This window comes from uncultured Flavonifractor sp., from assembly GCF_944387675.1.
Lineage (GTDB): Bacteria > Bacillota > Clostridia > Oscillospirales > Oscillospiraceae > Flavonifractor.
In genome coordinates this window covers 1-9,408 of sequence record NZ_CALXFV010000089.1, presented here as the reverse complement: position 1 = coordinate 9,408, position 9,408 = coordinate 1, and the positions used below count along the sequence as shown (strand labels likewise).

Annotated in this window: 8 protein-coding genes and 1 pseudogene; 2 read left to right on the top strand and 7 right to left on the bottom strand. The window is 62.8% G+C overall.

All coding sequences use genetic code 11. The features are described 5' to 3' along the window. Both Q0J74_RS08775 and spoIID read right to left on the bottom strand, forming a co-directional pair. A pseudogene (locus Q0J74_RS08775) lies at positions 1–392 on the bottom strand (FAD-dependent oxidoreductase); the annotation flags it as partial. A 119-nt stretch (positions 393–511) separates the two neighbouring features. Further along, positions 512–1,570 carry a stage II sporulation protein D gene (spoIID, locus tag Q0J74_RS08770; protein WP_297213461.1) on the bottom strand — a complete coding sequence of 353 codons (1,059 nt, stop codon included), beginning with the start codon at positions 1,568–1,570 and terminating at the stop codon, positions 512–514. A 153-nt stretch (positions 1,571–1,723) separates the two neighbouring features. Here spoIID and Q0J74_RS08765 point away from each other — a divergent pair, with 153 nt between their 5' ends. Further along, positions 1,724–3,082: a citrate/2-methylcitrate synthase gene (locus Q0J74_RS08765; RefSeq protein WP_297213464.1), complete on the top strand. Its 1,359-nt coding sequence runs from the start codon at positions 1,724–1,726 to the stop codon at positions 3,080–3,082. A 289-nt stretch (positions 3,083–3,371) separates the two neighbouring features. Here Q0J74_RS08765 and Q0J74_RS08760 read toward each other — a convergent pair whose 3' ends face one another. From Q0J74_RS08760 to Q0J74_RS08740, 5 genes are all read right to left on the bottom strand, one after another. Then, positions 3,372–4,901, bottom strand: coding sequence for a B12-binding domain-containing radical SAM protein (locus tag Q0J74_RS08760; protein ID WP_297213458.1), 1,530 nt, complete (start codon positions 4,899–4,901; stop codon positions 3,372–3,374). A gap of 87 nt (positions 4,902–4,988) precedes the next feature. Beyond that, a complete protein-coding gene (locus Q0J74_RS08755) occupies positions 4,989–5,693 on the bottom strand; it encodes a GNAT family N-acetyltransferase (protein WP_297213456.1) in 705 nt (234 codons plus the stop codon). Further along, positions 5,650–6,828 (bottom strand): sensor histidine kinase, encoded by a 1,179-nt coding sequence (locus tag Q0J74_RS08750; RefSeq protein ID WP_297213453.1) that lies wholly within the window; start codon positions 6,826–6,828, stop codon positions 5,650–5,652. The genes Q0J74_RS08755 and Q0J74_RS08750 overlap by 44 nt, the downstream gene beginning before the upstream one ends. A 22-nt stretch (positions 6,829–6,850) precedes the next feature. Then, the gene (locus tag Q0J74_RS08745; protein WP_297213451.1) at positions 6,851–7,840 is read right to left on the bottom strand and encodes a lysylphosphatidylglycerol synthase transmembrane domain-containing protein; all 990 of its coding nucleotides are present in this window, start codon (positions 7,838–7,840) and stop codon (positions 6,851–6,853) included. Positions 7,841–7,906: 66 nt separating this feature from the next. Continuing rightward, the gene (locus Q0J74_RS08740; protein WP_297213447.1) at positions 7,907–8,392 is read right to left on the bottom strand and encodes a SprT-like domain-containing protein; all 486 of its coding nucleotides are present in this window, start codon (positions 8,390–8,392) and stop codon (positions 7,907–7,909) included. A gap of 166 nt (positions 8,393–8,558) precedes the next feature. Here Q0J74_RS08740 and vanR point away from each other — a divergent pair, with 166 nt between their 5' ends. Beyond that, entirely contained in the window at positions 8,559–9,254 is a 696-nt protein-coding gene (vanR, locus tag Q0J74_RS08735; protein WP_297213444.1) for a VanR-ABDEGLN family response regulator transcription factor, read from the top strand. The last annotated feature ends 154 nt before the right edge of the window (positions 9,255–9,408 follow it).

Below are 9,408 nucleotides of genomic sequence, written 5' to 3'. Positions count from 1 at the left end.
TTCTCCAGCGCCCGGGCCGCCGGGGTGTCGGTGGAGAACACCTTGTCGGTGGCCCCGTGCTTCATGTTGATGGAGTCTACATAGTCAATGAGGCGCATCACCTCTTCCTTGGACATAAAGTCGGTGAGCCAGCCGCCGAAGGCGGTGGTAAAGTTGTATTTTCCGTCAGAGAAAGCGCCGGCACCGCCAAAGCCGCACATGGTGCCGCATACCTTGCAGTGGATGCACTCCTTCACCTTGCCCGCCACGATGGGGCAGCTGCGGGTGTAGATGTCGGCGCCCTGGTCCAGGGCCACCACGTTCAGTCCGGGGTTGCGGTGCATCAGCTCGTATCCGGCGAAAATGCCGGCCTCGCCGCAGCCCAGAATGGCAACGTCATACCGTGTATTCATGCGCGATCTCTCACTTTACGTCAAATTAGGACGGCATAGTACATACCAATCCAATTTGATATTATACCAAAGAGCTGCCTGTTTGACAACGACATTTTGGCTGGAAAGCTAACAAATTTTTAGGCTGGCGGCGCATAGGGGGCCACCTCCACGCCGGTGTAATACCACGTCAGGATTTCGTCATAGCGCTTGCCCTCCTTGGCCAGAGCGTTGGCTCCATACTGGCTCATGCCTACTCCGTGGCCGTAGCCGGTGACGGAAAAGGTCACCGCCTGTGCTGTGGCCTCCACGGTAAAGCTGGTGGAGCGCAGCCCCAGCAAGGTGCGCAGCGCCCCGCCGGACACGGTGACGCCCCCTACCTCCACCGTGTCCACTCCGCCGGCGGAGTTGGGCGTGACGGCCTGGAACCAGCCGGCCGGGTCCCCCGACAGGTCGGCCTCGGGATACTGGGCCAGCAGGACGGCTTTCAGCTCCTCCGGGGAGAAGGAGACGGTGGAGTGGTAATTGGGGACCTCTTCTCCCTCGGGGCTGTCCACCCCGGTAAGGTAGGGAACCGCGTTGCCCCACACCTCCACCGCGTCTACCGTCCGGCCAGCGGCGGAGGAGAAAAACACCGCCTGGATGGGCTGGCCGTCATACAGAATGGCCAGCCCGTCGGTGTCTGCCACGGCGGCGGCAATTTTGGCGGTGTAGGTCTCCGCCGCGTCCCCCCAGTTGGCGGCGGCCTGGGCGGGGTCCAGATAGGCCTGACAGCAGGTGATGTCGGTACACACGTCGGCGTCGGGATGGCGGTCCGAAGTGCGGCCCAGCTTGGACAGGGTGTAGGTGCGGGCGGCGGTGGCCTGGGCCTTTAGGGCCTCCGGCTCAAAGGAGGCGGGCATCTCCGCCGCCACCACCCGCCACAGGTACTGATCCAGCCCCAGGGTGAGCACGCTGCCGTCGGCCAGGGCCACCCGGACGGATACCTGACTGTCCGCCGAGGGCTGGGGTGTCACCACTGTCCGGTCCAGGGGCAGGCCGCCGGCGGAGGGTGCCTCCGACCCGCCCCGTTCCAGCCCCGCCGTGCCAAACAGCAGCAGCGGAATCAGAAACAGCGCCAGCAACAGGATCAGCGCTGTGGCCACCACCTGCCTGACGCATCGTCGCGGCCGGTTTTTTTGCAAGTTTTTCTTCATCATAATTCACTTTCCGGCTGGGCTGCCGCCGCTTTCTTCAGGGTGTTTTACCCAAAAATCCATGGGATACATTGTTTTGAATTGACGAGGGCGGGAAAAGGGAATACAATAACTGCAAACACAATTTGGGAGAAGGAGCGGGTTTGCATGCAGAATATGGAGCGGGAAGCCTTTGGGGGCTTCCTTGAAAGTCTATGCGGAGAGTATCAGAAGCATAACCACATTGATCCGGCGTATTATGAGCGGTACAATGTGAAGCGGGGCCTGCGCAATGCCGACGGCACCGGCGTTATGGCTGGGGTGACCCAGATCGGCAACGTTATGGGCTACTATCTCCAGGATGGAGAGCGGATTCCCGCCCCCGGCCGGCTGATCTACCGGGGTATTGATGTGGAGGAGCTGGTCAACGGCTTTGTCAGCGAGAACCGGTTCGGCTTTGAGGAGACCGCCTATCTGCTCCTGTTCGGCGCTCTGCCCACCCGGGAGCAGCTGGCCACCTTCCAGCAGCTGCTCAGCGACAACCACACCCTGCCCCACATGTTTACCGAGGACATGATCATCAAGGCCCCCAGCCCCGACGTGATGAACAAGCTGGCCCGGTCGGTGCTGGCCCTCTATTCCTATGACGACAACCCCGACGACATGTCCCTGTCCAACCAGCTGCGCCAGGCCATTCAGCTGGTGGCCCGGGTGCCGGTCATCGTGGCCCACGCCTTCGCGGTGAAACGGCACTACTATGACGACGAGTCCCTCTACCTCCACCGGCCCCAGCCGGGGCTGAGTGTGGCGGAGAATTTCCTCTACTCCGTCCGTCACGACAACCAGTTCACCCAGCAGGAGGCCAGGCTGCTGGATCTGTGCCTGGTGCTTCATGCCGAGCACGGCGGCGGCAACAACTCCGCCTTTACCTGCCGGGTGCTCTCCTCCTCCGGCACCGACATCTACTCCGCCATCGCCGCGGCGGTGGGCTCCCTGAAAGGACCCCGGCACGGCGGCGCCAACAAAAAGGTGATGGAGATGTTCGGCTATATTGAGGAGGGGGTAAAGGACTGGCAGGACGAGGAGGAGGTAAAGCACTTCCTGGGCAGACTGCTGCGGAAGGAGGCGGGGGACCGCTCCGGCCTCATCTACGGCATGGGCCACGCCGTCTACACCCTGTCCGATCCCCGGGCGGTCATCCTGAAGAAATTTGCCCGGAATCTGGCCCAGACCAAGGGGATGGAGGAGGAGTTCGCCCTCTACGAGACGGTGGAGCGGCTTACGCCCGAGGTGCTTCTCTCCGTGAAGGGGGAGAGCAAGGTGGTGTGCGCCAACGTGGACCTGTTCTCCGGGATGGTGTACAAGATGATGGGCATTCCCCAGGAGCTGTACACCCCCCTGTTTGCCGTGGCCCGCATGGTGGGCTGGTGCGCCCACCGCATCGAGGAGGTCTACCAGCCGGGCAACCGGATCATCCGTCCCGCCTACAAGGCGGTGGCCCCCATGCGCACCTTTGTACCCCTGGACCAGAGGTAACAGCCTGAAAAAAGGACACGCCGCGGCGTGTCCTCTCAGCTTGTGGAAAAACTCCCCCGCAGGAGAGCCTCGCAGAGTTCCGTCGTCCGCAGACGACGGAATCAAACCAAAATCTGTCAGTTCCGGGGACATGCGCCACGGAACTGACCCTTCTCATGGCGGATGGGGTGACTATTTCGCAAGAAATCGAACCCCATTCGTCATGCAGCCTTTTGTCGAAAAAGGCCAACGGCCTTTTTCGACAGTCTCAGAGGACACGCCGCGGCGTGTCCTTTTTGTTTGTGTCCGGTTACCGTTTGGCGGGGGAGAGTCCCATGACCATCCGGCGCCACACCACATAGCCCTTTTTATACAGGTAGCGGGTGCGGGCCATCTTCTGGGCCTGGGCGTAGCAGGCGTCCAGCTCCCTGGCGTGGGCCACCGGGTCGGACTCCCAGGAGAGCAGCTTTTTGCGGAACTTCTCAAACTGCCAGCAGTAGATCATCCGGTACCAGGCCTGGCTCTCCGGGGAGGCGTCCTGCTTCCAGTAGGCCCCGAACTGCTCCTCCATGGGGGCGAACATCACCCGGTCCATCTCCTCCGGCGTGCACAGGCCCTGGTCAATGGCCATGCCCACAATGTCGGTGCCGGGGAGGAAGTTCAGGCCGTGGAGCTGCAGCTCATAGGGGGAGGGAAACTGCTTCACCAGGTAATAGGATTCCTTCAAATCCGCGATGGTCTCAAAGGGGTGCTGGAGCATCAAATCAAAGCTCCCCCAGAACACCCCTGCCTCCCGAATGGCCCGAATGGCGTTCAGAATCTCCTCCTGGGTTTCATACCGGTGGAAAATGTCCCGGCGCACCCGCTCCGAGCCGGACTGGATACCCATGATGACCTCGGTAAGGCCCACGGATTTCAGCTTTTTCAGGGTCTCCAGATCCACCATCTTGGGGTGGGACCAGATGGTGAAGGGCATATGAATCTTTTTGCCGTACTCCTTCACAAACTCATCCACCCAGCCGGGCAGGTTGGGGAAAATTTCGTCATAAAAGTGGATAAAGGCCAGCTTTTTGCACGTCCGCTTGGCCTCCACCAGCTCGTCGATCACGCTCTTCACCGAGCGGGTGCGCACCCCGTGGATGCCCTTGGGCAGCAGCCGGCGCAGGTTGACGCAGCAGCAGTAGGAGCAGGTGAAGGGGCAGCCCCGGGAGGCGATGACCTCATAGCTGCGGGTGGACAGCTGGGGGTCCCCCTCCACCAGAGTGCCGTGCTCGATATAGCAGGCGCCCTTGCTGTTCACCACCGGCAGGCCGCAGGCGTCCACCTCGTTCACCAGCCCGCCGATCTCGTTGCAGTGGACCTCGTTCCCCTCCATCCAGCACAGGGAGGGGATGCCGGTGTAGTCCGTGCCGTTTTCCAGGGCGCTGGCCAGCCGGCACAGATTCTCTTCCCCGTCGGCCCGGAGAACGAAGCTGGCCCCCCGCTCCAGCAGCCGCTGGGGAAACATGGTGGCAAACGCGCCGCCGCACACCACCGGGGCGGAGGCGGCCGACCGGGCGGCGTCCAGCACCTGATACACCGTGTCCAGGTACATGGAGCTCATCACCGACAGACCCACCAGCACCGGCTTGGCGTCCGCCACCACCTGGCGGAACAGCTCCAGCTCCTTCAGAGTGGTGGGACTGGGCTGGACGGAGTTGAAGTCCTTGTAAAAGACAGTGCGCACCTGATAGCCCGCCCGCTCCAGGGCGGCCTGGAGATAGCGCACCCCCAGGGCCTTCTTGTTATAAAAGGCCACCAGTACCACAGTGGGTCTGGCGGTAGTCAAAGTTTCCGGCATAGTGAAAGAACCTCCCAGCAAACCGCAACATGCCTCTCAGAACAAAATTATTATACCGGACAGGGGGGAAAAGTCAAGGCCGACCCCTTAGAACAGCCAGAACAGAAGCTCCTCCGACACCGTCATGCCCGCCTTGCGCTGGAGGGCCAGAGAGGGGATATTGTCGGTAAACACCTGGCCGTAGGCGTATTGTCCCCGGGACAGAGCCAGAGACACCACCCCCCGGAGCAGCGCCTCTCCCACTCCCCGGCGGCGGTAGGGGGGCAGCACCTCCAGCATGCCGATGGCCCCCTCCACATGGAACCCGGCGAAGCCGGCGGGCTGCCCGTCCACAAAGGCCCCCAGCATCCCCCGCTCCAGGGCGCCCTCCATATAGTCCACCCCGCCGAAGGCGTGACTGTAGTGGGCGTACACCCACTCCGCCCAGGATTGGTCCAACAGCCGCAGCTCCCCGCCGAAGGGCAGGGGGGCGGGGGGCCGGGGCGGCAGCCAGGCAGCCTGACGGCAGATCTGCTCCGTTTTCAGCCCGAACCGGGCGGCCAGCGCCTCCTTATACCACATCTGGTGGCCGGTGAGGATGGTGCAGCCCGCCATCAGGGGCAGCATGGCCTCCAGCGCCCGGGGAGTGTCCGCCCCCAGCATGTACACCTCCGCCAGCCGGTCGTAAAGCAGCACTCCGTCGCCGGCGGAGTACAGCAGCTGGGCTGTACCCCGGCGGATAGGCTCCAGCATGTCCAGGTAGAGCAGCTTATTTCGATTCAGAAAGTCCAGCGCGGCTTTTTCGCAGACCATGGTGCGCCTCCTTATACAGCGGCAGGGAGATGACAAAGCTGGTCAGCGCCCCGTTGCACTCACACCGGATGGAACCCCCGTGGAGCTCCACAATCTCCTTGGCGATGGCCAGGCCCAGTCCCGCTCCCCCGGTGCGGGAGGAGCGGGCGGCGTCCAGCCGGTAGAACTTGTTGAAGATGTTGGACAACTCTCCCTCGGGGATCTCCAGACCCTGGTTGCGGATGGTGATCTCGGCATATCCGCCCTGGGCGGCGGCGTGGATGTCCACCTGGCCGCCGGGGGTGGAGTAGCTCACCGCGTTGCGCAGTACGTTGTCAAACACCCGGGCCAGCTTGTCCGGGTCCCCCAGTACCATCAGATGGGGCTGGATGCGGGGAACGCAGGTCAGCTCCTTTTCGGCAAACAGGGGGTAGAACTCATCGGCCAGCTGCTCCAGGAGCATGGACAGCTGGATGGGGACCTTCTCCCCCTCGCCGCTGTCCAGATCCATCTTGGAAATGTCGAAAAATTCCGCCAGCAGCTCCTCCAGCCGCTGGGCCTTGTCCAGGGCGATGCCGGTGAATTTGGCCCGCTGCTCCTCCGTCAGGCCTGGATTATCCCGCAGGAGGGTGAGATAGCCCACTACTGAGGTCAGGGGTGTTTTCAGGTCGTGGGCCAGGAAGGCCACCAGGTCTCCCTTCCGCTGCTCGGTTTCCCGGGCGGCCTCCTCCCGGGCGGAGAGCTGCCGCCGGATGGCGTTGAGATCCTCCTGAATGGGCGCCAGCTCCCGGGGCAGCTCCACCGGGTCAGCCCCGGGATAGAGCAGCCGCCGGGTGGCGGTGCGGACCTCGTCCAGCCAGCGGGTGAACCGGCCCATGGCCAGGTAGAAGGCCACCAGCATCAGCACCATGGTACCCAGGGTGAGGATCTCCTGCTTGTTGTCCCGGACATATTGCTGGTAGAGCAGCTCGGCGCTCTCCCGGGATTGGCCGAAAAGAGCGCCGGCGCCCCACAGGAACAACCGGTAGATGGGATCTTGAAGCATTCCGTCCACCACCACTTCCAGCAGAAAAACACCCAGCGCGCCGGCGACCAGAGTGCCGCCCACCACCCACAGCAGCATTTTCAGCTTCAGTCTGGTGTATTTTCCGTTCATCAATACCGGCCTCCTTTCCCCGTCAGGGGTGACCCCGGGCGGCGGAGCGCTTGGCAAACCGGACCACCGACCACAGCCCGCCCAGCAGCAGGACCTCCAGAAAGGTGGCAAACCGCCACAGAATCATCCCCACCGCCAGCTGCTGGCCGAAGATGGGTCCCATAAACAGGTAAAAGCTGCCCTCCGCGCCGCCGGCGTTCCCCGGCAGCATGATGATCCGGGAGAGCACCATCACCAGGCACTGTACCATCACCATCTCCCAGAAGGAGCAGCCGGTGAGGCCCAGCCCCCGGTAGAGGAAAAAGGGGACGGAGAACAGGACGGTGAGCTCGGCAAACATGCCGCAGTACAGGCCCAGAAACATCCGGCGGTTCTCCTTTAAAGCGCGCAGCTGGCCGCAGAACTCCTCCACCTTGCCCATACCCTTGTCCACCATGCCCGGCCTGGCCATCACCCGCCAGTGACGGGAGAGAAAGGTGAGGATGCGGCGGATGAGCCGCTGGATGGGGGCCGGCCGCACGGCGGTAAACAGAGCCAGCCCGCACAAAAACAGGTACAGTGCGATGAGTACGCCCGCCCCCGCCACCGCCGCGCCCAGCCCCGTCCGCCGCCAGACCAGCTCGTAAATCAGGGCGGCCACGGCGTAGCAGGTGTACACCATGGTGTTGGCCACCCCCTTCCAGGTGTAGATAGAGGCGGTATAGGTGGCGGGCATACCCGCGTCATACATCAGCTTGAGCTGTACCGGTGCGCCGGCCGGCCCCAGCTTATAGTAAAACTCCCCGATATAGGCCGCGTCCAGGCAGCCGGCCAGCCGCACCGGGCAGCCCAGGGAGCGGCCCATGCCGAAGAAGATCAGCCCGTCCACACTCTCACTGAAGGGGACGCACAGGGCGGCGGCGGCCAGCCAGACCGGCTCCATTCCCGCCAGCAGCTGCCGCAGGTCGGTGGTGCGGCCCACGTGGACCATCAGTCCCACCAGAATGCCGGCTCCAATGGCCAGACCAACCATGGAGAAGAGCCGGTTGAACAGGGCCTTTTTACTCCGCTTTTTCGTGGAGAGTCCCTCCTTACAGCTTCAATACTTGCGCACCAGCGGGGCGCCGCACTTGCAGCGGTAGCGCTCCGGGTGGCGTACCAGGGGAGAGGCGGTGGCCCGGGGAAACTCCCGGCCGCAGCCGGTACATACCACCAGGTGCCGCACCGGCCGCTGGTCCGGTACGCCCAGTTCCCCGCAGGTGCCGGTGCGGGCGATGGCGTAGCCGAAAGTACGGTTCATCCGACCGGCATACTCCCGCCAGAGGGGGCCGTGGTTGCGGCAGCCGGGGCAGGTGTGGAGTATTTCGTGGGCCAGGGTCTGGAGGCAGGCCCGGTCCGTCCCCTCCAGCAGCCGGTGGGTCAGCTCGATGAAAAAGCTGCCGTCCGCCCGGCGGGTGCAGCAGCCGAACCGGGTCACCGCCCGGCGGTTGATTTTCACATGAGGGTCAATGTGCTCCGACGCCGGAATGCCCAGGGACCGGGCCTGCTCCAGCGCCTGAGCCAGCAGCTTGTCAAAGCGGTCCATGGCGTGCCTCCTGCATTGCATATCAGGCATTGTATCATCTTTCCCCCAAAAAGTCACTACTTACACCCGGGGGGGAAAGTTGTGATGATTTTCTTACGATCCGCCCGGCGGCTTGACGCCGCCCGGCTGTCAACCTTATAATGGGAAAAAAGAGGAGGGGACGCCTGTGGAAGCCAACGTATTGGTGGTGGATGACGAGCCGGAGATTGCCGATCTGGTGGAGGTCTATCTGAAAAGCGAGGGCTGCACGGTCTTCAAGTGCGGCACCGGCACCCAGGCTCTGGCGGTGGTGAACAGCCAGCGGCTGGACCTGGCCATTTTGGATGTGATGCTGCCCGATATCAGCGGCTTCACCCTCTGCGGAGAGATCCGCAAGCAGCACCGATTCCCGGTGCTGATGCTGACGGCCAAGGCGGAAGATATGGACAAAATCACCGGCCTGACCATCGGAGCGGACGACTACATCACCAAACCCTTCAATCCCCTGGAGCTGATGGCCCGGGTGAAGGCCCAGCTGCGGCGGTACACCCGGTATAACGAGGCGGACAAGGGGGCGGACAGCCGGGACATCATCGACTTCAACGGCCTGGTCATCAACCGCTCCACCCACGAGTGCTGGCTGTACGAGAAGGAGCTGGCGCTGACCCCCATTGAGTTTGATATTTTGTGGATGCTGTGTGAAAACCGGGGACAGGTGATCTCCGCCGAGCGGCTGTTCGAGGCGGTGTGGAAGGAGAAGTACCTGGACCGGAACAACACCGTCATGGTACATATCCGCCGTCTGCGGGAGAAGATGGGGGAGCCCTCCCGCAATCCCCGGTTTATCAAAACGGTGTGGGGCGTGGGGTATAAGATCGACTAAATTAGAAAAAATAGAAAAAAGCAGTTGACAAGCGGCGGGGAATCGGGTATACTAACTCTTGCCCTGTTCGTCCGGGTGAAACGGCGGCATAGCTCAGTTGGCTAGAGCATGCGGTTCATACCCGCAGTGTCCCCGGTTCAAATCCAGGTGCCGC